We start from the raw sequence: 23,221 nt of genomic DNA on the forward strand, positions 1-23,221 counted from the left end.
ACGTCATTACGGCAATACGCCCTCAGCCAATATTGACGCCAGCGCTAACGGCAGGCGAAAATGTCCTTGACCTCAACGAAATAAGCGATGAACTTTTCATCCGTTTCTATTTGAACAGCTGATGCGCGGCATTGAGAAAAGCATGACTCCGTTCAAATGCTACCGAGTGTGAGCACTCACTCAATATCTGCAAGTCAGCATGCCGTATCTGTTTTGCAACTATTTCAGAGCTGCTCGCTGGAAATGGAATATCGTTGCGGCCATGCAGCATAATGACCGGACAGTGAATGCGAGAAAGCAATTCCCGACTCAGCGTGGTCTTTTCGACATAGTGTTGAGGCTCTTCTGCAAACATGTCGTTAAAATAGTCCGCATATCCCGGGGCGAAGACTACCGGTTCTCTGGCACTAATATAATCATCATCAATAATCGACTTGTCATATATAAGCGTCCCCAATGTCTCTATTAATTCTTCCCGGTCTCGCGGGCAGCGCCAAATACGTTGAGTGGCCTGAGTGGCGGTAAAAGGCGCGCCTATAGCACCCGTCGTCAATACGCTTGAGATTCGCTGCTCGGTAGCGGCGAGCGACAGGGCAATGACCGCAGAAAGCGAATGTCCAATGACACCTATCGCGGGTGCTGCGATATGATCCAGCATCGCTTTGGCCTGACGGACCCATAAGGGCAAATCAAAGTAAGGTTTTTCAGGCTTGCGCTCGCTGATGCCAAAGCCAATCAGGTCCATAGCAAAAACCTGATAGTGGTCGCTCAGCGGCGCTATCACACGACCCCAGTTGCCTAGGCTTGAGGCGCCAGGACCAGAACCATGGATCAGCAATAATGGCTTTCCGCTCCCTGCGGTGTAATACCCAACCCGCATCCCCTCGAATTCAAATGATGATGTGTTCAACGCTAAGGACATATTGGCTCCCGGCACACGCATACGGCGTTAAAAGTGATAATACGCAACAAAAACCTTTTTTAAAGTAAAAAATCTATTTTTTGTATGATTATAGGTTTTTCATATGAATGTCCTTTTATGCGCCTTCTATGCTATTATGTGATACACCTCCGAGAGATAAGTTTTAAATTACTGATAAATAAGATTTTACTGGAGAAGCACAATGAAAGCTGTTAAAGAGGGCAGATCGTTAAACGAGACGATCTATTCTCGCGTACGGGGATTGATTCTGACGGGGCAGCTTATTCCTGGGCATAAGCTTAAGATCTCAGAGCTCGCACAGCGATTTGGTGTAAGCCTGAATGTGGTTCGCGAAGCGCTTAGCCGGCTGGCGGGAGAGCTCTTGGTTGATGTTGCGCCGCAGCAGGGCTTTAGCGTACGCAGCCTGAATCCTGAAGAGCTGATTGATTTGACCGAGCAGCGCATCACATTTGAAAGCATTGCGGTGCGTAAGTCGATTGAAACTCGCGATGTTGAATGGCAAGCGCGGCTTTTGGCCGCGCATCACCGCCTGGTCCACACCCCGCAGACATTACCTGAATCACCGGACAGGCTTAATCCTGAATGGCATAGCCGCCATGAAGATTTTAACTTCATCATGATGGAAAATTGCGGCAGCAATTGGCTCTATTTGATGGTGAAGCAGCTGGCAGAGGCGTTTTCCATCTATCAACGCGTGCTATTGCCTGTTGCCGCGGAGCAGGGTGAGCACAACAACGATCATAATGAATTGCTTCAGGCGATACTCGATGGTCACGCGGATGTCGCTATCGTTATTCTGTCGGAACATTTGATCCACACGCGGGATGTGATGCTGAAAGCATTGAACAACGTATCGACACCGCATCAGGTGAGCTATTTGGTTAATTGAAAGGCTATTGGGGATAAGCAACCCTTGCGCCGGTCTGACACGTCGTTCGGCTCCAGGGCATAAAGAGAAGGCTGACCCGCCTTATTTATCCTAAATCGCTCTGTCATTATGCCCCGCGCCCCGTCGCCGGGGGAAGGCTCTTAGTCGCAACGCGCAACATAACGAAGGACTAAAAGCGGGTCGGCATCTATCACGTCGCCTCTTTGTCGACGGATAAATCCAGCGGTAATTCGGTAGTGTTTTTAATATTTTCCATGGCGAAGGTTGATGTCACGTCCAGCAGGCCCGGCACCCCCGCGACCAAGCGTTTGTAGAAAAGATCGTAATTTTTCATATCGGAAACCAGCACCTGCAGTAAATAGTCATATTCACCGGCCAAGCGGTAGAAAGACATGACTTCCGGCATCGATTCCACATGGCTGACGAAGCGGCTGTACCATTCCTGGGTATGCTGCTGCGTTTTCACCATCATAAACGCGGTCAGGTTAAGGCCGAGCTTTTCATTATTCAAAAGCGCAACCTTGCTCTTGATAATCCCTTCATCCTCCAATCTTTTTAAACGCTTCCAGCACGGCGTGGACGTTAGATGGATTGCGTCGGCCAAATTCTGTAATGACAGTGTGCAATCTCTCTGTAGTAGAGATAAAATCTTACGATCGGTTTTATCAAGCATTGATGTTGCACCCCTTAATCTGTCGTGCGCCAAAGCGTTTTTGGCTCGGGTGCGCCAACGCACCCGGACTACCCGATTATTTCACGTTGGCTTCCGCTCTCTGTATTAGCTGCTTACGGTCAATTTTATTGGTTGCCGCCAGCGGCAACGCATCCAGAAAGAAAACGCGACGAGGATGTTGATAAGCCGGCGCATGCGCGAGCACAAAGCGTTTAATTTCCTCTTCGGTTATCTGTTTACCCTGATGCCGTACCACAAAAGCAACGGGTTTTTGCCCTTTAACGTCGTCATTAATCGGTACAACACAGGCCTGCATCACCTCGGGAATGTGTTCTATCACCTGTTCAACCTCGCCAGGCCAGATATTTTCGCCCCCGCAATTGAACATATCATCTGCACGGCCAATAAAATAATAACATCCGCTTTCATCGCGGCGGAATAAATCACCGGAAATATACCAGCCGTCGTTGGTGAGCACCTGGGCGGTTTTTTCCGGCAAATTCAAATACCCCAACATATTGGCGGGGGTACGCATCCACAGCACGCCCTCGCTCGCATCGGCCCCGTTTTCATCCACCAGGCGGACTTCCACCTCAGGCAGTGGCCAGCCTAAACCGCCGTCGTTAGGTAATTTGCGCCCGCCGGTCGGTCCAAAAACGATGGGGCCGGCCTCGGTGGTGCCGTAACCGCCCGCCAGCGTGGCATTGGGAAACGCCGCTTGCACCGAGCGGTAGAGCTGCTGCGTTGCGGGGGCCGATCCCATGCGTATAAATTTCACCTGCGCGGTCTTTATTTGCGATAGAGCCTCGGTTTCGCTCACCACCATGGCCATCATCGTCGGGACCGAGGTAATCCAGGTCACCCGGTGGCGATCGATCGCGGCGATAAACTGCCGAGTCTGGAAATTGGGCAGCAGGACGATACAGGCATGGCCCGCCAGCGCAAATTTGCAGTTGCCCAACGCATTCATATGAAACATGGGCGCCGCGATAATCATGCGTTCGCCGCTTAAATCGCGCCGATGCAGGAGCCGCGAGGTCAATGTCCAGATATGCCCCCGATGGGAAAGTTTTACCCCTTTGGGACGTCCCGTTGAACCGGAGGTATACAGAATCATGGCGCAGGTGTCATCGGCCGGGGCAACGGTGTCAAAGGCGCCTGGGTCGAGAAACGCTTTCCATTCAGCCGAATCCAGCCTGACGGACGGCGTAGCCGGGGGCAATTCCTGCTGGCGCGGGCCGTCAACCAAAGCGAATTTGGCGTTACAATCTTGCAGAATGAAATGTAAGGTTTCCGTGGCCAGTTTATAATTGAGCGGCACCGCCACCATTCCGGCGCGCATAATGCCCAAATAGGCAATAAGGTATTCCGCGCGATTAATGCTGAGAATCGCCACGCAGTCGCCTTTCGCTAATCCTCGCTTCACCAGGCCCCGCGCGCAGGCATCGGCTTGATTATCGATATCGCTAAAGGTATAGGTCCGTGGATTATCAAAATCGACGCAGTCAATCAGCGCCGGATCGTTGTTCGATAGGTCTGACCCTATGATTTTACCCAAGTTTTGCCACATTGAAGAACCCTCTAAATCACCTTTCTCATCACTAAAACGTGCGCAAGGCATTCGTTTTACCCCGCCTCGCGGCGGTCGTCTCTCTACATGACGGCTGTTGCCGCTGGCCAGACCCGGCTTCACCGCCGTAAGGGTGGATGGCCGCAGAGAGAGGGTAGCAAATGTGTCCTAAATGCTTTATCGCCAGCCCGGGCCGGCGGGCGGCTCTCGCGCGAGTCCGGCGTTGGGGAGGCCGCCCCGCCGGTGCGCGAGGCGATATGGCTGCGCACCAACGCGTTTATTCCGACAGGGAGGGGTTGCCCGCCTGTTGATCCCAGAACACCAATTTCTTATGTAAAAAACGAATAATCTGGCTGGCGACAATCCCTAAAAAGGCCAGGCTAATGAGCGACGCAAACATGGTGCTGGTGTCAAGCGTCGTTGTCGCCGCGTTAATCAGATAGCCGAGGCCCTGAGACGAGGAGACGAATTCGGCGACCACCGCGCCAATCAGCCCCAAAACCACTGAAATTTGCAAAGCGGCAAAAATATGGCCGGCGGCGGAAGGAATTTTTATACGCAGCAGGATGTGCCAACGGCTAGCGGAAAAGGCACGCATTAAATCGATGAGCGCCGGGTCGGTTGCCTTCAAGCCTATTGCGGTATTAATGAACATCGGGAAAAAGCACACCATGCCGACCATGACCGCTTTCGATCCCAAGCCAAAACCAAACCACACTAATATCAGCGGCGCGAGCGCGACTTTGGGCATGGATTGCAGGCCGAGCACAAAAGGATACAGCAGACGTTCTACCCAGCGCACCTCGGCAAATAGCGCGCCGATGAAAAAAGCCAGGGCGCAGCCTACCGTATAGCCGATTAACATGGACGACAGGGTATAGGTGAAATCGCCCCAATAGGCCCCGTCGATATATCCCCGCTTCAGCGCCGCCAGGACGCCTTCGACCGGCGGCAGAATATAGTTTGGTACGCCGCCATAGGTCACCGCAACATGCCATAATGCTATCAGGACAATCAGCAGTAATAGAGGATACAGCACCGATTTAATACGTTCGCTCATAAGGCACGCCTAGTGTTGCTGTTTAAAAAATAGATGGCGAAGTTCCGTGCACAATTCATTGAACCGTGCGCTGGCCATGGTCTCTTCATTGCGCGGCAGCGGTAAATCGACTTCAATCTCACGAATAATTTTTGCCGGGCGCGGCGACAGGACGATAATTTTGGTGGAAAGAAACACCGCTTCCGGGATGGAGTGGGTAATAAAAATGACGCTTTTCCGGTTCTCCATCCAGATACGCTGGAGTTCTACCATCATATGTTCACGGGATAACGCATCCAGCGCGGCAAAGGGTTCATCCATCAGCAGCAAGCTTGGATCGTGAATCAAACCGCGGGCGATGCCTACGCGCTGTTGCATCCCACCTGAAAGCTCATGGGGATAGTGATGCTCGAATTTTTCCAGCCCCACTAGCCGCAGCAGCGCCCTGGCCCGGATTTCCCCTTGCTTGATATCCATGCCGAGCGTGCGTATCGGCAACATGACATTTTGCAGCACGGTTTGCCACGGCAGCAATGTCGCCTGTTGAAACACAATGCCGACATCACGGCGCGGACCCGTGATGGGCGTACCGTCTAGTTCGGCAATCCCGGCCGAGGGGGTTAACAGACCCGCGGCGACCTTCATCAGGGTGGACTTGCCACAACCCGACGGTCCGAGAATGGATAAAAATTCGCCCTGCGCCAGCGTGGTATTAAAATTATCCAGCGCCGGCGTCGCGCCACGGGACGACTGGTAGGTAACCTGTAAATTTTCAGCGCGAAAAACGGTACGAGACGCAGACATGCAGGGCCCCTAATTCACTTATTCAACTTTGTAGGCTTTCGCCTGGGCGACGATCGCGGCGGCATCGAAATCAGACATCGCCGGCACTAATGCATTGGTATAACAATCGGCGAGGTTAATCTCTTTGCTTTGTAACTGCCCGCCGTCATAAAGCGCATCGACGAAGTTCTGCCAGGTTTTCTCGTCGTATTGCCCCCATTGGCGCGGTTGACCCGCAGGGAAATCCAGCATTTTATTGAAGCGGGAATTAAACACCTGGACATTGTCGGCGAGAACTTTTTGCGCATCGCCGCCAGGACGGGTGTTAGGGTATTTTTTCCAGAACAGCTCGACGCACGCTTCGCGATTGGCTTCACAAAATACCGTCGCCTTGGCCACGGCGCGGCCGAAGCCCGTCAGAACTTGTGGTTTTTCTTTGATCATCTCATCGCTGGCGATAAAACCATTGCTGAACAGATTGGAATAGCGCGGCAGCTGCGGCAGCCGGCGAATTTTGGTGCCCTGAACTTCAAGCGTGGCGTGCTGGGTATCAAACAGGTTCAGCGCGTCGATTTTTTTACTGGTCAACGCAAGGAACGCGGCGCTGCCGATGCCGACCGGCACCATGGTGGCATTAATTCCCAACTCCTTGAATTCCGCTTTGGTAATCGGCACGTTACCGAAACTCATGGCGCCTACGCCCAGGGTTTTGCCGTCCAGATCTTTCAGGGTCTTTATGGGGGAATCCGCGGGAACGATAAACTCCCAGCCGGAGCTGCGGGTAGAGTTGTAGAAGAACTTCAACGGCAGGCGCTTTTGGCCGGGGGCGTTGGAAAGAATAATGGTATCCGGGTTGGGGTAACCGATATCGACCCGTTTCGCCAGCATTTGCGGGATAAGCGTACCGGTTCCTTTAAAGCCCATAACTTCTACGTCCAGCCCTTCGTCTTTAAAATACCCCAGCTCCTGCGCGACAATAACGGGCGCCTGGGAGAGGGTAATGTCGGTGACATTGGCATAGCGGACTTTGGTCAATTCCGCATGGGCCGAAGTCGACATGATTCCCAAAACGACGGCGGCTAATGCCGCGATTTTTGCAGAAGAAAATACGGTTGGCATCATCAACTCCTGAGTTATCCTTTCGCGGGAACATAGGTTCCGCGGCCAATAGCGACTAATTTGCCGGTGGGGGCGGTAATCTCTATATCGATTATGGCGAATGACCGGCCCTGTTTGCGTACGGTCGCGGTGGCATCAACATAAGCGCCTACCGCGGGACGTAAATAATCAATATGCAGGTTGACGGTAGGGACGCCGCCGCCCAGGAGCATGCCGAGCGCAAAATCGCCCGCCACATCAATGAGTGCGGCCAACGCCCCGCCGTGGAACTGAAGCGATCCCACCGCACCACGTTCAATTTCCGGCCGCAGCGGCATGCGCACCGCCAGACGTGACTGGTCGTAGTCCATGTCCAGGATCTCAAGCTGCATGGCATGGATGAAACGTGACTGCTGAAAAATCTGCGCTAGCCCGTCGCGGGTAAGCCTTTGGGGAGTGTCGTTGCTCATGGTTTCACCACCACCTTGCCAAATACCAGACGATCTTCCAACTGACGAAACGCTTCATTGACATCGGCAAGGGCATAGGTGTTATCAATGACGGGGGTCAGTTTGCCGGCGCGCACCAGTTCCAGCAAACTGGATAGGTCATCACGCGCCCAGCCGTTGGAGCCCAATATCTGCAGCTCGTAGCTCCAGACGAAGCGCAGGTCTTCTTTGGGATCATAGCCGGCCGTTGCGCCGCAGGTCAGCAGACGTCCGCCGCGATGCAGCGTGCGCAGCGATTTCACCCAGGTATCGCCACCGGTGAAATTTACCGCCACATCCATACCGGCTTCGTAAAGACGCCGATGAGGCTTGCCAAAGTGAGTGAATACCCACTTCATGAAATCATCCTGCTTGTAATTCAGCAAATGATCCGCGCCCAGCGCTCTTAGGCGTTCGAGTTTGTCCGCGGTCGACGCGGCGGCAACTACTTCCGCGCCCGCCAGTTTGGCCAACTGCACGCAACAGGTGCCGACGCCGCCCGATGCGCCCAGAATCAGAACCTTTTCGCCGGCTTTGATTTTGCCGATGGTCATCATCATGCGCCAGGCCGTGCCGTAGGCCACCGGCAGGCAGGCGGCGGTGTCATAACTGACGTCGTCTGGGAGCGCCACCAGATGATGGGCCGGCACCGCGCAATATTCCGCCAGACCGCCATGGCGGGCCTCGCCAATCACGCCGCCAAAGGTTTTGCGATCGGAGGGATCGATCATGACCCGGTCGCCCACGCGCCATTCGGTGACCTCGCGGCCGACTTCGACAATCTCGCCGGCAAAATCCAGGCCCATAATGACGGGCATCGGGACGGTAATGCCGGGCATGCCGTTACGGGTGAAAATGTCATGATAATTCAGCGTGGCCGCGTGGACTTTAACCACCACTTCGTCGGGCGCCGCCACGGGATCGGCGAAGTGCGTTTCATATTGAATACTGCCCGCGCCACCATGTTGATAAATTACCGCTGCTTTCATTTCAGCTCCGTTGGCTATTCTTTAAATTGTAGGGCCGCATGGCTTGAGACCTCTGGCCCGACCCAAAGCGTTTTCGTCACGCCATCGAGATCGTCGGCTAGCGTATAAGGCACTTCTTGCCGTTGGAAATACGCCTCAAGCGACGCCAGGGATTTCACCTTAATGCAGGCTGCCGCCACCCGGTGAAGGGGATGTGGTTGAAGTACCGGGGAATAGCGCCGCATCTCCTCTTCCGCCATGACCCAAAGTTTGCCTGTCGCGAGGGTGAACTCCCAGGCAGGGCCCTGCCGCCGCGGTTCGCCGGCGAGTTTGGTAAAACGCGCGATCGTATCGGCAAGCGTCGCGGTGGCAAAATAAACGCCGGATAACGCTTCGGCGCCATTGGGATGCGTCAGGAGGTGAGGCTGCCATAACACCTCGGGCGTACCGTGCTCGATAACGATAAATCGCGCTTCTCGATAGATATCGGTATCCAGATAGATATTGCGGAAACGGGCCCGGCGCACGAGATCATTATTAACGCCAAAGGGGGCATCCCTTTCCAGCGCCATAGGCTTTAAGGCGGCTACGCCGGCATCGGTTAATAGCGGATAGGCGTCGTCAGCGCGGGAGCATTGCATGGCGACGATATGTAATCCTTCATAGCGCGTCACCATTTTCTTCACATTGCTGGGCATGTCGGCGTCCATCAGGCCGATTATCTCGAAATAACCTTGTGCGAACATGGCGCAATGATTACCGGATCCCCAGGGTACGATCTTGCCATCGGCTTCGCTCGCGCCTGCATGCATGCTGAGGGCCGTCAGGGTAAAGCCTAATTTTTGGTAAGCGTCTTTTGCTTTGGCGAGATCTTTTACCGCTAGACCGACATGGTCCAGGGACAATGTGAGAGCATCCATTTTTTGACCGCTTTGCCTTTATTTACGCGAGTTGATTATCAGTACTGCTTAATATCATCGTCCGGGAATAAATTTCTTATCAATTCGCCGACGGGAGAAGAAATTGATTCTTTTTTAGGCTTTAGAAGCATGATAGTGTTTTGAATTCTAAAACTCGTAATATTTTTTTCTTATATCTTATGCCAAAAACTGCCCTAAAAAAAAGCCCTGCTGTTCCAGCATGAACGGCATAATCCTTGCCGTTATCCATCCCAGGTTGAAAAAGGGTTATATATAAGCGCGTTGCAGAATACACGTTTTTAGCGTGACATGCCTAGGCCGCCGTTAAGTGGATTATTCCGGCAGACGGCAAACAACAGAGCGATAGGGTTTTCTAATATTATGATAATTAAGAGAAAATGATTCTCTCTCCTAAGGCTATCATTCTGTAAAAAGGAAATTCTTTTTTACAGTACGGGATACCAATAACAATTCTATTCCCGATGAAGTGTTTTACCTTTTGCCGATTAAAGAGAATACCCTGCCAATAATGTCCTGTAATCCAGCACAAGTGATGATAATTATACTTTGGTCACGGCGGGAAAAGGCCGGCGCGGTGGTTCCGAAGGACGCAGGTGCATGGGCAATATTCAGCGCGTTGTTTTCAGCTAATTGACCACACCGGCCCGCCAGGCAAAACCGGCGCCGCGCGCCAGAGTTTAAGGTATGCGTAATTCGTCGTAAGACACCATCACATGCTCCGCAAAAGCCGGACGTTGGGTCAAGCGTTGATAATATTGCGCAATCGCCGGAAAAACCGGACGATCGATGGCGATGGTAAAATAGCGGTACAGCAAATGGCCAAACTGGATATCCGCCAAAGTAAAAGCGCGGCCGGCCAAATAACCCTCGTGCGCAATTTGTGCGTCCGCTAGGGCCAGATAGTGATGAAGCCTTACCAGCGCCTGGTCGATAGCCTGGGCATCCCGCTCGCCGGCAGCGGTTCTGACCACCCGCCAGAATACGGGGGCGGTGAAATTGAGCGCGACGTTGATTTTGGCCCACTCGGCCCATTTATCCACCTGCGCCCGCGCCTGATGTTCCGCTGGCCAAAAATCCAACGCGCCGTAGCGGCCAGCCAGATACCGCAGAATCGCTCCGGTTTCCCATAGGGGGGCGCCCTTATCGTCACGGATAACGGGCACGGTGCCGTTGGGGTTCATGGCTAAAAACGCCGCCGTATCGTTGCCGCCATAGCGATGGCCGATATCGTAGCGGACAAACGGTAGCCCGATCTCCCCTATGCACCACATCAATGCCTGCACATTGGAGGACGTCTTTCTGCCCCAAATCTCAATCATGCCTGTTCCCCGTGTTAAAGGTACCGTCAGTGCATTATAAAGGGCTTTCGTCGGGCCGTCTTGGCGTAAGCACAGGTTGCGCGCCGCGCCCAACGCGTATCGGCAGGCAATCTTGGGCCGCCGTACTACGCTTTAAAAGACACATCCCTCTGCCAGGAGACGATAATGAATCAATCCCCGATAAAACCGGAACAGGCCCGCACCGATCGTCACGTTGAAGCCTTTCTGCGAGCCTTGAACGCTGCCGATGCCCCCCCGGTGGAAAGTCTGCCGCCGGCGCAAGCCCGTCAAGTGCTCACTGACGCACAAAAGTCGGTCGCCATTGATATGAGCGGCGTTGAGGAATCGGAGCAGATTATCACCGTTGACGGTCAGCCGCTGAGCCTGAATATCGTTCGTCCGGCCAACACCGCCGGCGCGCTACCGGCTTTCGTTTTTTTCCACGGCGGCGGCTGGGTACTCGGCGATTATTTTACCCACAAGCGTTTGGTACGCGATCTGGTGGTCGCCAGCGGCGCCGTGGGGGTGTTTGTCAATTATACCCCCTCGCCGGAGGCGCGTTATCCGGTCGCGATTAATCAGGCCTATGCCGCGACGCGCTGGGTGGCCGAGCACGGTAACGCTATTGATGTCGACGGCACGCGTCTGGCCGTGGCGGGAAACAGCGTCGGCGGTAACATGGCCACCGTTGTCAGCCTGATGGCGAAAGAGCACGGTACGCCCTCCCTCGCCTGTCAAATCCTGCTGTGGCCTGTAACGGACGCGAATTTTGCCACCGATTCGTATCAGCGCTACCCGGAAGGGTATTTCCTGACCAAAGGCATGATGGAATGGTTCTGGGACAACTACACCACCGATCCGGCCCAGCGCCAGGAAATCACCGCCTCGCCGCTGCGTGCGCTGCCGGAACAGCTAGCCGGTTTGCCGCCGGCACTGGTGCAGGTGGCGGAGTATGACGTCTTGCACGATGAAGGGGTGGCCTATGCGCGCAAACTGAATGAGGCGGGCGTTGCCACGACCCTGGTGACCTACGGCGGGCTTATACATGATTATGGGTTGCTCAATCCTCTCGCACCGGTTCCCGGCGTACAAAGCGCACTTTTGCAGGCGGCCGCCGTGCTCAAGGCCTATCTGGCCCGCTGAGCGGCCCGCGCGTGAGCGGTGGGGAATGTTGCCTGCCCCCGGTAACATCCGAGCCCGCCCTTAGCGCGTTCGTCAACGCCGCGTTTGCCCGCCAAAATCGGCATTCTTCCGCGCCGGGGCGCGCGCGGTCCAAGCAGTGCGTCAGCGGCGTCAAAGCCGCTGGCGCCTGATAAAGCTGCGTCAAAACGACCACAATTTGGTCAGATGTACCATGATCCAAACCACACTTTTTGTTATACTTGTCAACCATGTGTCGGGTGGGGTATGTCTCCGCCGTTAATTTGTCCTTTGCCGCGAGTTTTCGATGCCCTCACCAGGATCTTCTCCCCAACCGGTTACCCGCGGGTGGCGTCTTACCCTGCGTATTCTCTCTGTGGTGGTGTTCAACTTCGTTAACTATCTCACCATCGGCTTGCCTCTCGCCGTTTTACCGGGTTATGTGCATGATCATATGGGCTATAGCGCCTTTTGGGCTGGGCTGGTCGTCAGTTTGCAATACCTGGCGACGCTGCTTAGCCGCCCTTACGCCGGGCGCTATGCCGACCGGGTCGGCCCTAAGCGCATTGTTGTACTCGGGCTGGGCGGCTGCCTGCTGAGCGGCGTGTGTTATCTTTTGTCGCTGTGGAGCGAGTCCCTGCCGGTAATGGCGCTGACGCTTTTGTGTGCGGGGCGGGTGATTCTTGGGCTCGGCCAAAGTTTTGTCGGCACCGGTGCGACGCTTTGGGGCGTGGGCGCGGTGGGGTCCAGCCATATCGGCCGGGTCATCTCGTGGAACGGCGTCGCCAGCTATGGCGCCCTGGCCGTTGGCGCGCCGCTTGGGGTGTGGTTGCATCATCTGGGCGGGCTAGGGCTGCTCTCCGCGGTCATTATCTTGATTGCGGGGGTCGCTATCGGCTTCGCGTTGCCGCGGCCGACGGTTAAAACCCTTGCCGGCAAGAAAATTCCCTTTAGCGCCGTAGTGGGCAAAATCTGGCGCTATGGGCTGGTGCTGGGGTTCGCTTCCTGTGGCTTCGGCGTGATAGCGACATTTATCACGCTGTTCTACGCCGCCCACGGCTGGGACGGCGCGGCATTTGCCTTGACGCTGTTTAGCGCCGCTTTTGTCGGCACTCGGCTGCTGTTTCCCAACAGCATTAACCGCTACGGCGGTTTACTGGTCTCGTTGGTGTGCTATACGGTCGAGATTATCGGCCTGTTGCTGGTCTGGCTGGCGCCGTCGCCGTTCACCGCTCAACTCGGCGCGCTGCTAACCGGAGCCGGTTTCTCGCTGGTGTTCCCGGCGCTGGGCGTCGTGGCCATGAAACAGGTCCCGGCGCAGAACCAGGGCAGCGCGCTGGCGACGTTCACCGCCTTTATGGATTTGGCGTTGGGTATAGTCGGCCCGCTGGCGGGGATGCTGATGGCGCGCGCCGGGGCCGCTTCCATTTACCTCGCCGCCGCCCTGCTGGTGTTTGCGGGGCTGCTCATGACCTTGTCCCTGCGCCGGCGCCAACTGCGCGACGCCGACGTGTAGGAGCCCTCTTAAGGTTGTCGTACCGGTAACGCGGAGGCTTAAAACGGCATGCGGGCGGCGCGCGCTGGCGCCCATGGGTCCATGGGCAAGGCGTTAACTCACGCGGGCCGCGTTATCATGCCGTACAAACGCGGTGTTGCCGGCGTTATTCAAACTTAAGCGTATGAATAATGTTCTCCGCCGCGCTTTGCGCTTTCTGTTGATCGTCCGCCGGCAGGGTAACCTGCATCGTCAGCAGATGATTGTCCACTTTACCCAACACGACCGCCGAATAGGCCTGCTTGCCGCCGCTGGCGATAATGCTGTCCAGCTGCTGCAGCGGTTTGCCGTCGACGGTGATCGCTTTATTGGTGACCACTTGTAAATCCGGATCGCGGGCGCGCTGCTCGTCTTCCAGCCGCTTCGCCAGCGTATCCAGCCCCTGCGGCGTGTCGTCGCTCAAGATGATGATCACCGCTTTACGGCCCGTCGAATCCGCGTAGACATGCATGTTGTTCGCTTGCGTCCCGACTTTACCGCTTTGATCGCTCATATCCCCCGGCAATGTAAACGCCAATTTACCCTCCAACAGGCTGATTTTATTTTCCGCCTGGGCCTGCGCTGCGCCTGCAGGTGCGCCGGATGTCTCCTGATCTTTGCTGTTATCACAGGCCGACAGGCCGAGGACCAGCATCCCAATGCCCAAATACTTCGCTACTTTACGCATAAATTTACCTTCTAACTCCATATTATCCCGCCGTCTAGGCGGTGGATCCCATGAGCAGATGACGCTGCCTGCCAGCGGCAGCGGGGGTATTCGCCGTTGGGGCGCTGTCTGCCCGTTATTCCTGCGCCTTGATATGCACTGACCGGCGGGATTAACTCTAGAAAACATAGCATTCCCTGCCGGCGGTTGCGTCTTTTTAAGCGAAGCTTGTGATAGCGTCGCGCAAGCGGGGGGCGTTAACCGCTGCGCAGACGGGGAAGCGTACCCCGAGCCGCAGGCGTTTAGGCGTTGACCGATCCGCAAGCAGGTAAGCGTTCACCAACCCGTAAACGGTTAGGCGTTCACCGCCCGCCAGCGGTTTAGCATGCGCAGATTTTAGCGCAAAGGCAGGATTAACTCAGCCGGAGTAATCCGGGATTGGTCTGGCGAGCGAAGCGTTTAAGCAGCAAGTTGAGCAGTACGCCATACATCGGCAGGAAGAAAATCATGCTTATCAGTAGCTTAAAGCTGTAATCCACCGTGGCTATTTCGACCCAGTGCGCGGCCATAAACGGATCCGGGCTTTGATAGAAGGCGATGAAGAAAAATGCCGCGGTGTCGGAAGCGTTGCCAAATAGCGTGGAAACGGTTGGCGCGATCCACCAGCTGCCGCGCTGGCGCAGGCGGTTAAAAACGTGTACATCCAGAATCTGGCCGAGAGCATAAGCCATGAAACTGGCGCAGGCGATACGGGCCACAAACAGGTTGAACGTTCCCAGTGCGGCAAAGCCCTGCCACTCCCCTTGATAAAACAGCGACGAGACGCAGTAAGATATCAGCAGCGCCGGCACCATCACCGTGAGGATGATTCTGCGCGCCAGCGGGGCGCCAAAAATCCGTACCGTCAAGTCGGTGGCGAGAAAGATGAAAGGAAAGCTAAACGCGCCCCAGGTGGTGGTGAAGCCAAAAATCGATACCGGCAGCTGCACCAGGTAATTACTTGATGTAATAATCAACAAATGAAACAGCGCCAGCCCTATCAAGGCGTGTAGCCGCTGCCGTGGCGAAAATCGGAACATGATGTCACCTTTTTAAACAATGGGGTGAGGGAACCCAGAATGTCCAGCGCATTTTTTCAGCGCGCGGCGCGCATGATACCGTTTTGCACCGTCAATGCAACGGGAGAATCGTTTAACCGCTGCGCCGCTTGCAGCTGCCGTTTACCGGCGTAAACTAGCGGCCCGATGCTTTAAAGATTAATGTGGAATTCATGTATGTCTGATGCTTTTGCCGCCGCGGATCAAACCCTGGACGCTCGCGGCCTGCGATGCCCCGAACCCGTGATGATGGTGCGTAAAGCCGTGCGCCATATGGCCGACGGGCAGACCTTGCTTATTATCGCTGACGATCCGGCCACCACCCGCGATATTCCCGGCTTTTGCCGGTTCATGGAGCATACTCTGCTGGCGCAAGCCACGGAACAGCTGCCTTACCGCTACCTATTGCGCAAGGGGTTGACGGCGGCCTGACGGCCTACGGCCGCGCACCGGGGCGCGTCAAAGATACAGCGAGCGCACGATCAGAAAATGGCCGGCGAAGTAGCACGCGGCGATAAGCGCGCGGGCGGCATCGAACGGGAAGCGGTAATGACTGATTAACCACACGCTCGCCGCCACCAGCAGCAACGCGGTTCCCGTCAGCAGTGAGAAGGTGTAATCGTTGCCGAGCTGGAAATATTGTTCGCCCGCGACCCATACCATCAAAAGCGTGACGCCAATATAGGTGCACACGGGCCAGCGCAACTCGTCAAGCCGGGACCAGAGCAACATAATCAGCACCGCGCCGAGGATCAGCAGCGTCAGCGGCAACGGCCAGAATATCGCCAGCGTCATATGGCTGGCGAAACCAATGGTGTACAGTACATGGCAGAGAAAAAACGCGCCGACGGCGTAAAGTAGCCGTTCGCTCGACAGCATCAGCAGCGCGCTGCCGGCCAGCGTGGCCAACAGGCCAAGGATGATCAAATAGCCGGTGGCGGTGAGACCTGGCGCCTGCCAGGCGAGCGCCAGCAGCAGCAGCAGCGTGATGGGCTGAAACAGCCAGCGCTGCCAGACCGGTCCACGGTAAGAGGCGTCCACGTACAGCCATCCCGAGAAGACTACTGCCATAAAAGACCAAAGCATTGGCGTTCCTTTTGGTGCGTGGTGAGTAAATGTCGGCGATCTGGCCCGCGATGGCGGCCGTCTGGAGCATCGCGCAGCGGCGCTGGCGTGTCCTGACTTTGACATCCTTGTCGAGGCAGATGCGCGTTGTTGGTCATCATGCTATGTTAGCGCCACTTTTTTCCTGCGCAATTCATGCGTACACATTGCGGGAGACAGCAGGCTTATGAGCAGCGAGCAGCCTATTTATCGTATTCAGTTTATTAATAATGGCAAAAATTATCAGTTATTTGTACGTGAGCTGAGTCAAAGCCCCCTGTTCGGCTTTATCGAAATCGGCGATTTTGTGTTCAGCAGCCACGGCAGCCTGGTGGTCGACCCCTCCGAAGAAAAACTGAAGACGGAGTTCAGCGGCGTTAGCCGCAGTTACATTCCGCTGCAGGCGGTCATTCGTATCGACGTCGTGACGGAAAAGGGCAGCGCCCGCATTTCCGATCTGGGCGATAACGTGACGATGTTTCCCTATTTGCCCGGGAAGAAGCCGTAATCCTTCGGCAAGATACCGTTAAACCGTCGTTGCCCCGTCCGCGGGGCGTTGCTGTTTCGGCGTAGTCTTGAGGCGTTAGCGACCGCGGCCGGCGGGGCGTTGTGCCCGCTGCTTTTTCTGCCAGGCGACCATTTCAAACACGCCGAAAAGAAACACCCGCGTCTGAAAAGCGGCGCTGGGTTTGGCCTCATCTTTGGTCAGCGTGGCTTTCAGCAGCGTCAGTTGCAGCGCATGCATTACCACCATGAAAAAAAGACCAATATCAAGGAAATATTTCAGCGGTTTAGGGAAAGGTTGGATCAGGTTGAACAACAAAAATCCCCATACCATCAGCATTAACAGACGGCCCAGATTAATCAGTATCATAGTGCTTCTCCGGCGTAGCGTGACGGATATAGAGCCGGTACGCTACTTGCCCGGCGATTTTTTCCCGATGTAGCTGCCAGTGGGGCGGCACTTCGGGCGAGGGGCCTTCCGTTTCGGTTTCAATGTAAATCCAGGCGTCGTCGGCCAGACGCCGGTGCCGCTCCAGAATGGCCACGGTGTTGGTTATCATGCCTTGCCGGAAGGGGGGATCGATAAAGACCACATTGAACGCACCACCCGGCTGCGCAAGCCAGCGCAGGCTGTCGGCGGTGATGACCTGACCCTGCTGCGCCTGCAATACCTGCAGATTCTTGGCGAGCTGCGCGCTGACCGCGCGATCCTGCTCCAGCAGCGTGACGCTGGCGGCACCGCGCGAAAGCGCCTCCAGACCCAACGCGCCGCTGCCGGCGAAACAATCCAGGCAGCGCGCCTCCTGTATAACGGGCGCCAGCCAGTTGAACAGCGTTTCACGTACGCGATCGGTGGTCGGCCTCAGACCCGGGCTGTTGGGCACCGGCAGCTTACGACCGCGCCAGCGGCCGCCGATGATACGAATTTGTCCGGCGGAGCGGGCGGTATTGTTATTTGCCATAGATATCTTGTTACGAGTCAAAGCGCGTAAAGACCACAACGAATGTCAACGATGGTCTATTCTAGCGGGGCAAAGAGGCGGGGGAAATGGTAATTCGCATTTGATTTGTCCCGTAAGACAAAACCCCGCCGCGACGCATGTTGCCTGCCGGGGTAAAGTGGTAAACTCTGAGTATTATCAGACAGGTTATTTATCCGCCCTCTATCGTGGGCGAGGAGTGTAGTCGCAAATGGCAAAAGAGAAAAAACGCGGTTTCCTTTCCTGGTTAGGCTTTAACCGTCAGGACGATGACGCGGTCGGCGAGCCGGAAGCCGGACGGGAGACCGACGCCACCGGTGCCGGGGGCGAAACCGACGCGCCAGTTGCTACCACCGCGGCGCGCGGGGAGGCGGCGGATGCCGCCGAAGAAGCGTCACCGGAGGCGAAGGCGCAAACGCCCGCCGCTGAGCGGACCTCGTCACCGGAGGCGAAGGCGCAAACGTCCGCCGCTGAGCGGACCTCGTCACCGGATGTCCCCGTCCGCGAGCGTGACGCACAGCGCATCGCCGCTGAAATTGTCTCTCTTACCGAACAGGTGGCGACGCGGCGGAGCCTCGCCGGCGCCGGCGATAAAACGCCGATGGCCGCTGCTTCTGCCGCCGAGAACGACGCCGTCGCTCCGCCATCCAGCGATAACGGTATTGCCCCGCTAGCCAAAAAAATAGACGCTGTCGCTCCGCCATCCAAAGATGACGCTGTCGCCGCGCCATTTGACGATGACGCGGCGCCCTCCGAAGACGACGCCGTCGCCTCGTCGATCGTAATTGCCGATGCCGCGGCGCCGGAAAACCGTCAGGACGCCAGCGCGGCGCTAACGCTGGCCGCAGATGTCATCCCCGATGAGGATACCGTACCGCGGCCGGCGGAAAACGGCGCGCCTCCGGCGCCCGAGCGCGCCGGATTCTTTGCCCGACTGAAAAACAGTCTGGTGAAGACGCGACAGAACCTGGGATCCGGATTTATCGGATTGTTCCGCGGCAAGAAAATCGATGATGATTTGTTCGAGGAATTGGAAGAGCAATTGCTGGTCGCCGACGTGGGCGTCGAGACCACGCGCAAAATAATCGAGGGTTTGACTGCCCATGCCGAACGCCGCCATCTCAAGGACGCCGAAGCGCTGTACAGCCAATTGCGCGTGGATATGGCGGCCATCCTCGCTAATGTCGAGCGACCGCTGGAGGTGACGGGCAAGACGCCGTTCGTTATCCTGATGGTCGGCGTTAACGGCGTGGGGAAAACCACCACCATTGGCAAACTCGCCCGGCAATATCAGGCCGAAGGCAAAAGCGTCATGCTGGCGGCGGGGGATACCTTCCGCGCCGCGGCGGTGGAGCAGCTTCAGGTTTGGGGCGAGCGCAACCGTATCCCGGTGGTGGCGCAACAGACCGGCGCCGACTCCGCGTCGGTTATCTTCGACGCAATCCAGGCGGCCAAAGCGCGCGGTATTGATGTGCTGATAGCGGATACCGCGGGGCGGTTGCAGAATAAAGCGCACCTGATGGACGAGCTGAAGAAAATCGTTCGGGTAATGAAAAAGCTGGACGTTGAGGCCCCCCATGAGGTTATGCTGACCCTCGATGCCAGCACCGGGCAGAATGCTGTCAGCCAAGCCAACTTATTCAATGATGCGGTGGGACTGACCGGCATCGCGCTGACCAAATTGGACGGCACCGCCAAAGGCGGGGTCATTTTTGCCGTGGCGGACCGCTTCGGTATCCCGATTCGCTATATTGGCGTCGGGGAGGGTATTGAGGATTTGCGGCCGTTTAAAGCCGACGATTTTATTGAGGCACTTTTTGCCCGAGAGGATTAAAAAAGGATGATTCGCTTTGAACAAGTCAGCAAAGCCTATCTTGGCGGACGACAGGCGCTGCAAGGGGTGGATTTTCACCTCCGTCCGGCTGAGATGGCGTTTCTGACCGGCCATTCCGGGGCGGGGAAAAGTACCCTGCTGAAACTGATATGCGGCATTGAGCGCCCGAGCGCGGGGCATATTTTATTTGGCGGTCACGATATCAGCCGGCTGAAAAACAGCGAAATCCCGTTTCTGCGCCGTCAGATCGGGATGATCTTTCAAGATCATCATCTGCTCATGGACCGGACCGTTTATGACAATGTGGCGATGCCGCTGGTGATCGCCGGCGCCAGCCTTGAGGATATCCGCCGCCGGGTCTCGGCGGCGCTGGATAAAGTCGGCCTGCTGGATAAAGCGCGCAATTTCCCGGTGCAATTATCGGGCGGCGAACAGCAGCGCATCGGCATTGCCCGCGCCGTGGTCAACAAGCCGGCGGTGTTGCTAGCGGACGAGCCGACGGGCAACTTGGACGACGCGCTGTCCGAGGGCATATTGCGTCTGTTTGAAGAATTTAACCGCGTCGGCGTGACGGTGCTGATGGCGACTCACGATACCGGGCTGATTGCGCGCCGGAATTACCGTATCTTTACGCTCAATCAGGGAAGAATGTCCGGGGGCGTCCATGGCGAATAAATTCAACCGGCCCACGCGCGCGAATAAGCCGGCAAAAGCGCCGCGCTCGCAGACGGCGGGGGAGGCGAAAGCGGCGAAATCCAAGGCGCTGCGCGGCGGCTGGAAGCAGCAGTGGCGCTATGCCTGGCTGAATACGCTGGCGGATATGGGGCGTCAGCCGCTGGCTACGCTGTTAACCGTGATGGTGATTGCCATTTCATTGACGTTGCCCAGTTTATGTTATCTGGTATGGAAAAACGTCAGCCAGGCGGCGGAGCAGTGGTACCCCACGCCGCAGCTGACGGTGTACCTGGATAAAGTGCTGGATGACGATGCCGCCTTGAAAGTGATTGGCGCCCTCAAGCAGGAGGACGGCGTCGCCAAGGTCAACTACCTTTCGCGCGAAGAGGCGATGGGCGAGTTCCGCAACTGGTCGGGCTTTGGCGGCGCGATGGACATGCTGGAGGAAAATCCGCTGCCGGCGGTGGCCATTATCACGCCAAAGGTCAATTTCCAGAGCGCCGACACGCTTAAGACGCTGCGCGACCGTGTCGCCGCCACCCAAGGGGTGGACGAGGTGCGCATGGACGACAGCTGGTTCGCCCGTCTGGCGGCGTTGACCGGCCTGGTCGGCAAGGTCTCCGCCATGATAGGTATCCTGATGGTCATCGCGGTTTTCCTGGTTATCGGCAACAGCATCCGTCTGAGTATTTTCAGCCGGCGCGATACCATCAACGTCATGAAATTGATCGGCGCCACCGATGGGTTTATCCTAAGGCCCTTTTTAAACGGCGGGGCGCTGCTGGGGCTGGGCGGCGCGGTGCTGTCGCTGATTTTGTCAGGCACACTGGTCTGGCAGCTCGAATCGGTGGTAGCGAATGTGGCAGCGGTGTTTGGCACCACGTTCGTGCTGCACGGCTTGAGCTGGGATGAAGCCATCCTCTTGCTGCTGATTTCGGCCATGATCGGCTGGCTTGCGGCCTGGCTGGCGACGGTACAACATTTACGCCGGTTTACACCTGACTAACATTTTTTTGGTATAATGAGATCGGGATAAAGGCCGCGGTGGCTGAACTCACCGACGGGATCGCGGTCTTATTATCGGCCGTTCAATAACGGGAAGTCGCGTCCTGGTGCGGGCTTTCTGTAGAACGGCGTCCAAGTTTCTAGCGAGAGGTCATGAATGATCAAAGATATGCAAGTTTTAGCCTATGTTCCCCAGGGCAGTCTGGAAGCCTATGTCAGGGCCGCCAATGCCTATCCGATGCTGACGGCGGAGGAAGAGCGGGCGCTGGCTGAACGGCTGCATTACCAGGGCGATTTGGAGGCGGCCAAGCAGCTGATCCTGTCTCACCTGCGCTTTGTTGTTCATATTGCGCGTAACTATTCCGGTTACGGCCTGCCTCAGGCTGACCTGATTCAGGAAGGCAACATCGGCCTGATGAAAGCCGTTCGCCGTTTCAACCCGGAAGTGGGCGTGCGGCTGGTGTCGTTTGCGGTCCACTGGATTAAAGCGGAAATCCACGAATACGTGCTGCGCAACTGGCGTATTGTGAAAGTGGCGACCACCAAGGCGCAGCGCAAGCTGTTCTTTAACCTGCGTAAAACCAAGCAGCGCCTGGGCTGGTTTAACCAGGACGAAGTGGAAATGGTGGCTAAAGAGCTGGGCGTGACCAGCAAGGATGTCCGTGAAATGGAGTCCCGCATGGCCGCGCAGGATATGACCTTCGATCCCACGCCGGAAGATGACACCCGCGAAGGGCAGCCGATGGCGCCCATGCTTTACCTACAGGACAAATCGTCCGATTTCGCCGACGGCATTGAAGAGGACAATTGGGACGATCACGCCGCCGACAAGCTGAGCGCGGCGCTGGAGGGTCTCGATGAGCGCAGCCAGGACATCATCCGCGCGCGCTGGCTGGATGACGACAACAAAAGTACCTTGCAGGAGCTGGCCGATCGGTACGGGGTTTCCGCGGAGCGCGTGCGCCAGCTTGAAAAAAATGCCATGAAGAAAATGCGTCTGGCGATTGAGGCCTGACGACAGCACGGCGATTTCCCGCTGCATGCGTAGCGTAACGCGCGCATTGCCTACAGCCATACGCGACGCCCACAGCCGATGAATTTTCATCGGCTGTTTTGTTTTCTGCGTGGTGCCAGGGGGCGTAAAGCGGCGAGGTGGCATCACCCCCTGCGCCCTGCTGCTAGGCGGTGCCAAGGCGGCCCGGCGGGCGCGGATGTGTGGTGGTGAGGAAAACGGGCGCAGCTGGCGGTCGGGCATTCAGTGCCGCGCAGACGATCGCGGTCGGCGGCGGGGGCTTTGCGGTCATGGGAGGGGGTATAGACCGCCAGTTCGGTGTCCAGCGATCGATCGCGGCGGGCGGTTAGCGCTGATGCCAGCCGTCGGGCTCTTCGTGAAAGCCGCAGGAGGTCATGAATTTCCCCATTAGGGCGGCATCCTCCAGCGGTTGTTGATTGCTAAGCCACCAATAGATGATACCGGGCATCTGGCGACGGGTTTCATCCAATAGATAAAGGCCGACGCCGCGCCGACGGGTTTCCGGCCGCACGCGCAGCCCCACCAGCCGGCCCTCACCCCAGGCGGCATCTATCTCGACCCGCACCGCCCCTAACAGCCGATCGTTGAACCGCGCGACGAACAGCGCGTTGGAGCCGGTAAGCTGGTGGTGTAGTGCGTCGACATCCACGGCAGGCCAAATCTTCGCCAGATCAAGCTTATCCTGGGGGCTTATTACCGTCAGCCGTTCAATTGTCAGTTTCATGGGTTCCTTACAGCCGTTACCGTTATCCCGATTCGCATGTAGAGGCGAAGATCGTCGGCGACAGTATAGCGCACTTACCGCCGTTTACCGCGCGATATCCTGCCGCTGGCGCCTTCGCCATCATCAATCCCCCCATCCTCTGACCGTCACGGCGCTGTCACGCCGACGTTATTTTTCTGTCATCTTGGCATGTCATGTTACAGGCCGTTAATG

The 23,221-nt window shown here is 56.5% G+C and carries 25 protein-coding genes; 9 read left to right on the top strand and 16 right to left on the bottom strand.

Features of this window, described 5'->3' with window-relative positions:
* Positions 1 to 106: 106 nt before the first annotated feature.
* Positions 107 to 922 (bottom strand): alpha/beta fold hydrolase, encoded by an 816-nt coding sequence (locus SANT_RS01055; protein WP_025420478.1) that lies wholly within the window; start codon positions 920 to 922, stop codon positions 107 to 109.
* 202 nt (positions 923 to 1,124) lie between these two features.
* On the opposite strand from SANT_RS01055, the gene SANT_RS01060 reads away from it, so the two are divergent.
* Positions 1,125 to 1,832, top strand: a complete 708-nt coding sequence (locus SANT_RS01060; RefSeq protein ID WP_025420479.1) for a GntR family transcriptional regulator — start codon at positions 1,125 to 1,127, stop codon at positions 1,830 to 1,832.
* A gap of 190 nt (positions 1,833 to 2,022) precedes the next feature.
* Here SANT_RS01060 and SANT_RS01065 read toward each other — a convergent pair whose 3' ends face one another.
* The 9 genes from SANT_RS01065 to SANT_RS01105 all read right to left on the bottom strand — a co-directional run bounded on the left by SANT_RS01065 (position 2,023) and on the right by SANT_RS01105 (position 10,711).
* A complete protein-coding gene (locus tag SANT_RS01065) occupies positions 2,023 to 2,505 on the bottom strand; it encodes an Lrp/AsnC family transcriptional regulator (protein ID WP_025420480.1) in 483 nt (160 codons plus the stop codon).
* A gap of 76 nt (positions 2,506 to 2,581) precedes the next feature.
* Entirely contained in the window at positions 2,582 to 4,075 is a 1,494-nt protein-coding gene (locus SANT_RS01070; RefSeq protein WP_025420481.1) for a class I adenylate-forming enzyme family protein, read from the bottom strand.
* 277 nt (positions 4,076 to 4,352) lie between these two features.
* Positions 4,353 to 5,135, bottom strand: a complete 783-nt coding sequence (locus SANT_RS01075) for an ABC transporter permease (RefSeq protein WP_025420482.1) — start codon at positions 5,133 to 5,135, stop codon at positions 4,353 to 4,355.
* Positions 5,136 to 5,144: 9 nt separating this feature from the next.
* Positions 5,145 to 5,918: an ABC transporter ATP-binding protein gene (locus SANT_RS01080; protein WP_025420483.1), complete on the bottom strand. Its 774-nt coding sequence runs from the start codon at positions 5,916 to 5,918 to the stop codon at positions 5,145 to 5,147.
* Positions 5,919 to 5,936: 18 nt separating this feature from the next.
* Positions 5,937 to 7,019 carry an ABC transporter substrate-binding protein gene (locus tag SANT_RS01085; protein WP_200867264.1) on the bottom strand — a complete coding sequence of 361 codons (1,083 nt, stop codon included), beginning with the start codon at positions 7,017 to 7,019 and terminating at the stop codon, positions 5,937 to 5,939.
* Between the two features lie 11 nt (positions 7,020 to 7,030).
* The gene (locus SANT_RS01090) at positions 7,031 to 7,465 is read right to left on the bottom strand and encodes a PaaI family thioesterase (RefSeq protein WP_025420485.1); all 435 of its coding nucleotides are present in this window, start codon (positions 7,463 to 7,465) and stop codon (positions 7,031 to 7,033) included.
* Positions 7,462 to 8,472: a zinc-binding dehydrogenase gene (locus SANT_RS01095; protein ID WP_025420486.1), complete on the bottom strand. Its 1,011-nt coding sequence runs from the start codon at positions 8,470 to 8,472 to the stop codon at positions 7,462 to 7,464. The genes SANT_RS01090 and SANT_RS01095 overlap by 4 nt, the downstream gene beginning before the upstream one ends.
* Positions 8,473 to 8,486: 14 nt before the next feature.
* Positions 8,487 to 9,371: a VOC family protein gene (locus SANT_RS01100; protein ID WP_025420487.1), complete on the bottom strand. Its 885-nt coding sequence runs from the start codon at positions 9,369 to 9,371 to the stop codon at positions 8,487 to 8,489.
* Positions 9,372 to 10,069: 698 nt separating this feature from the next.
* A complete protein-coding gene (locus tag SANT_RS01105; RefSeq protein WP_025420488.1) occupies positions 10,070 to 10,711 on the bottom strand; it encodes a glutathione S-transferase family protein in 642 nt (213 codons plus the stop codon).
* A gap of 165 nt (positions 10,712 to 10,876) precedes the next feature.
* On the opposite strand from SANT_RS01105, the gene SANT_RS01110 reads away from it, so the two are divergent.
* A complete protein-coding gene (locus tag SANT_RS01110; protein WP_025420489.1) occupies positions 10,877 to 11,854 on the top strand; it encodes an alpha/beta hydrolase in 978 nt (325 codons plus the stop codon).
* 304 nt (positions 11,855 to 12,158) lie between these two features.
* Positions 12,159 to 13,367 (top strand): MFS transporter, encoded by a 1,209-nt coding sequence (locus tag SANT_RS01115; RefSeq protein ID WP_025420490.1) that lies wholly within the window; start codon positions 12,159 to 12,161, stop codon positions 13,365 to 13,367.
* Between the two features lie 145 nt (positions 13,368 to 13,512).
* On the opposite strand, the gene SANT_RS01120 is transcribed toward SANT_RS01115, so the two are convergent.
* Together SANT_RS01120 and SANT_RS01125 are read right to left on the bottom strand one after the other, a co-directional pair.
* A complete protein-coding gene (locus tag SANT_RS01120) occupies positions 13,513 to 14,073 on the bottom strand; it encodes a DcrB family lipoprotein (protein ID WP_025420491.1) in 561 nt (186 codons plus the stop codon).
* A 392-nt stretch (positions 14,074 to 14,465) separates the two neighbouring features.
* Positions 14,466 to 15,131 carry a 7-cyano-7-deazaguanine/7-aminomethyl-7-deazaguanine transporter gene (locus tag SANT_RS01125; RefSeq protein WP_025420492.1) on the bottom strand — a complete coding sequence of 222 codons (666 nt, stop codon included), beginning with the start codon at positions 15,129 to 15,131 and terminating at the stop codon, positions 14,466 to 14,468.
* Positions 15,132 to 15,326: 195 nt separating this feature from the next.
* On the opposite strand from SANT_RS01125, the gene tusA reads away from it, so the two are divergent.
* The gene (gene tusA, locus SANT_RS01130; RefSeq protein WP_025420493.1) at positions 15,327 to 15,581 is read left to right on the top strand and encodes a sulfurtransferase TusA; all 255 of its coding nucleotides are present in this window, start codon (positions 15,327 to 15,329) and stop codon (positions 15,579 to 15,581) included.
* Between the two features lie 27 nt (positions 15,582 to 15,608).
* Here the strand turns inward: tusA and SANT_RS01135 are convergent, their stop codons facing one another.
* Positions 15,609 to 16,235 carry a lysoplasmalogenase gene (locus SANT_RS01135; protein ID WP_025420494.1) on the bottom strand — a complete coding sequence of 209 codons (627 nt, stop codon included), beginning with the start codon at positions 16,233 to 16,235 and terminating at the stop codon, positions 15,609 to 15,611.
* A gap of 205 nt (positions 16,236 to 16,440) precedes the next feature.
* Here SANT_RS01135 and SANT_RS01140 point away from each other — a divergent pair, with 205 nt between their 5' ends.
* Positions 16,441 to 16,761 (top strand): DUF1820 family protein, encoded by a 321-nt coding sequence (locus SANT_RS01140; protein ID WP_025420495.1) that lies wholly within the window; start codon positions 16,441 to 16,443, stop codon positions 16,759 to 16,761.
* 75 nt (positions 16,762 to 16,836) lie between these two features.
* Here SANT_RS01140 and SANT_RS01145 read toward each other — a convergent pair whose 3' ends face one another.
* Both SANT_RS01145 and rsmD read right to left on the bottom strand, forming a co-directional pair.
* On the bottom strand, positions 16,837 to 17,124 hold the full coding sequence (locus tag SANT_RS01145) for a DUF1145 family protein (protein ID WP_025420496.1): 288 nt from the start codon (positions 17,122 to 17,124) through the stop codon (positions 16,837 to 16,839).
* Entirely contained in the window at positions 17,114 to 17,719 is a 606-nt protein-coding gene (rsmD, locus tag SANT_RS01150; protein ID WP_025420497.1) for a 16S rRNA (guanine(966)-N(2))-methyltransferase, read from the bottom strand. The genes SANT_RS01145 and rsmD overlap by 11 nt, the downstream gene beginning before the upstream one ends.
* A gap of 229 nt (positions 17,720 to 17,948) precedes the next feature.
* Here rsmD and ftsY point away from each other — a divergent pair, with 229 nt between their 5' ends.
* The 4 genes from ftsY (at position 17,949) to rpoH (ending at position 22,266) form a co-directional block, all read left to right on the top strand.
* Positions 17,949 to 19,571 (top strand): signal recognition particle-docking protein FtsY, encoded by a 1,623-nt coding sequence (gene ftsY, locus SANT_RS01155; RefSeq protein ID WP_025420498.1) that lies wholly within the window; start codon positions 17,949 to 17,951, stop codon positions 19,569 to 19,571.
* Between the two features lie 6 nt (positions 19,572 to 19,577).
* Positions 19,578 to 20,246, top strand: a complete 669-nt coding sequence (ftsE, locus tag SANT_RS01160) for a cell division ATP-binding protein FtsE (protein WP_025420499.1) — start codon at positions 19,578 to 19,580, stop codon at positions 20,244 to 20,246.
* Positions 20,236 to 21,252, top strand: a complete 1,017-nt coding sequence (ftsX, locus tag SANT_RS01165; RefSeq protein WP_025420500.1) for a permease-like cell division protein FtsX — start codon at positions 20,236 to 20,238, stop codon at positions 21,250 to 21,252. The genes ftsE and ftsX overlap by 11 nt, the downstream gene beginning before the upstream one ends.
* Before the next feature lie 156 nt (positions 21,253 to 21,408).
* Positions 21,409 to 22,266, top strand: coding sequence for an RNA polymerase sigma factor RpoH (gene rpoH / locus SANT_RS01170; protein WP_025420501.1), 858 nt, complete (start codon positions 21,409 to 21,411; stop codon positions 22,264 to 22,266).
* A 343-nt stretch (positions 22,267 to 22,609) separates the two neighbouring features.
* Here rpoH and panM read toward each other — a convergent pair whose 3' ends face one another.
* Positions 22,610 to 23,008 (bottom strand): aspartate 1-decarboxylase autocleavage activator PanM, encoded by a 399-nt coding sequence (gene panM, locus SANT_RS01175; protein WP_025420502.1) that lies wholly within the window; start codon positions 23,006 to 23,008, stop codon positions 22,610 to 22,612.
* Positions 23,009 to 23,221: the final 213 nt, after the last annotated feature.

Source organism: Sodalis praecaptivus (assembly GCF_000517425.1).
GTDB classification, from domain to species: domain Bacteria; phylum Pseudomonadota; class Gammaproteobacteria; order Enterobacterales; family Enterobacteriaceae; genus Sodalis_A; species Sodalis_A praecaptivus.

Bases quoted from the DNA above. Each gene is read 5' to 3' on its own strand.
- SANT_RS01065 (WP_025420480.1), bottom strand. From the start codon at position 2,505: ATGCTTGATAAAACCGATCGTAAGATTTTATCTCTACTACAGAGAGAT.
- SANT_RS01115 (WP_025420490.1), top strand. From the start codon at position 12,159: ATGCCCTCACCAGGATCTTCTCCCCAACCGGTTACCCGCGGGTGGCGT.
- SANT_RS01080 (WP_025420483.1), bottom strand. From the start codon at position 5,918: ATGTCTGCGTCTCGTACCGTTTTTCGCGCTGAAAATTTACAGGTTACC.
- SANT_RS01140 (WP_025420495.1), top strand. From the start codon at position 16,441: ATGAGCAGCGAGCAGCCTATTTATCGTATTCAGTTTATTAATAATGGC.
- SANT_RS01120 (WP_025420491.1), bottom strand. From the start codon at position 14,073: ATGCGTAAAGTAGCGAAGTATTTGGGCATTGGGATGCTGGTCCTCGGC.
- tusA (WP_025420493.1), top strand. From the start codon at position 15,327: ATGTCTGATGCTTTTGCCGCCGCGGATCAAACCCTGGACGCTCGCGGC.
- SANT_RS01060 (WP_025420479.1), top strand. From the start codon at position 1,125: ATGAAAGCTGTTAAAGAGGGCAGATCGTTAAACGAGACGATCTATTCT.
- SANT_RS01070 (WP_025420481.1), bottom strand. From the start codon at position 4,075: ATGTGGCAAAACTTGGGTAAAATCATAGGGTCAGACCTATCGAACAAC.
- rpoH (WP_025420501.1), top strand. From the start codon at position 21,409: ATGATCAAAGATATGCAAGTTTTAGCCTATGTTCCCCAGGGCAGTCTG.
- ftsY (WP_025420498.1), top strand. From the start codon at position 17,949: ATGGCAAAAGAGAAAAAACGCGGTTTCCTTTCCTGGTTAGGCTTTAAC.
- ftsX (WP_025420500.1), top strand. From the start codon at position 20,236: ATGGCGAATAAATTCAACCGGCCCACGCGCGCGAATAAGCCGGCAAAA.
- SANT_RS01110 (WP_025420489.1), top strand. From the start codon at position 10,877: ATGAATCAATCCCCGATAAAACCGGAACAGGCCCGCACCGATCGTCAC.
- SANT_RS01105 (WP_025420488.1), bottom strand. From the start codon at position 10,711: ATGATTGAGATTTGGGGCAGAAAGACGTCCTCCAATGTGCAGGCATTG.
- SANT_RS01095 (WP_025420486.1), bottom strand. From the start codon at position 8,472: ATGAAAGCAGCGGTAATTTATCAACATGGTGGCGCGGGCAGTATTCAA.
- ftsE (WP_025420499.1), top strand. From the start codon at position 19,578: ATGATTCGCTTTGAACAAGTCAGCAAAGCCTATCTTGGCGGACGACAG.
- SANT_RS01135 (WP_025420494.1), bottom strand. From the start codon at position 16,235: ATGCTTTGGTCTTTTATGGCAGTAGTCTTCTCGGGATGGCTGTACGTG.
- SANT_RS01090 (WP_025420485.1), bottom strand. From the start codon at position 7,465: ATGAGCAACGACACTCCCCAAAGGCTTACCCGCGACGGGCTAGCGCAG.
- rsmD (WP_025420497.1), bottom strand. From the start codon at position 17,719: ATGGCAAATAACAATACCGCCCGCTCCGCCGGACAAATTCGTATCATC.
- SANT_RS01085 (WP_200867264.1), bottom strand. From the start codon at position 7,019: ATGATGCCAACCGTATTTTCTTCTGCAAAAATCGCGGCATTAGCCGCC.
- SANT_RS01075 (WP_025420482.1), bottom strand. From the start codon at position 5,135: ATGAGCGAACGTATTAAATCGGTGCTGTATCCTCTATTACTGCTGATT.
- SANT_RS01125 (WP_025420492.1), bottom strand. From the start codon at position 15,131: ATGTTCCGATTTTCGCCACGGCAGCGGCTACACGCCTTGATAGGGCTG.
- panM (WP_025420502.1), bottom strand. From the start codon at position 23,008: ATGAAACTGACAATTGAACGGCTGACGGTAATAAGCCCCCAGGATAAG.
- SANT_RS01055 (WP_025420478.1), bottom strand. From the start codon at position 922: ATGTCCTTAGCGTTGAACACATCATCATTTGAATTCGAGGGGATGCGG.
- SANT_RS01100 (WP_025420487.1), bottom strand. From the start codon at position 9,371: ATGGATGCTCTCACATTGTCCCTGGACCATGTCGGTCTAGCGGTAAAA.